At 32.2% G+C, this 369-nt stretch carries 1 protein-coding gene; it reads right to left on the bottom strand.

What is annotated here, in order from left to right:
• The coding region (locus tag Q1A46_RS20760; protein WP_299683572.1) for a DDE-type integrase/transposase/recombinase at positions 1-369 on the bottom strand (369 nt) is incomplete at both ends.

Here is a 369-nt window from a genome sequence, read left to right on the forward strand (position 1 = left end):
CAGTATTGTAGTCCTCTGTCAGAATGATGAATCATTGGTCCAGATGTCATCCTATTTTTAATGGCCATAGTTAAAGCCTTAACTACATTTTCTGCACTCATATCATCACTTAAATGATATCCCATAATTTTTCTACTAAAAGCATCGGTTACCAAAGATAAATAATGGGTTCGTTCCCTACTTTTTATATAAGTAATATCGCTAACAAAATATTGTTCTGGTTTAACAGCCTTCTTATCTTTAATCAGATTAGGATATTTGCGTAACCAATGTTTAGAGTTCGTGGTTTTAGTATAATTCTTTTTAGGTTTGATCAACATAGATTCTGAGCGCAAGTAATCAAATAGGGCATCTCTACCTATTTTTATC

The sequence above is a fragment of the uncultured Tenacibaculum sp. genome, from assembly GCF_947502995.1.
GTDB lineage: Bacteria > Bacteroidota > Bacteroidia > Flavobacteriales > Flavobacteriaceae > Polaribacter.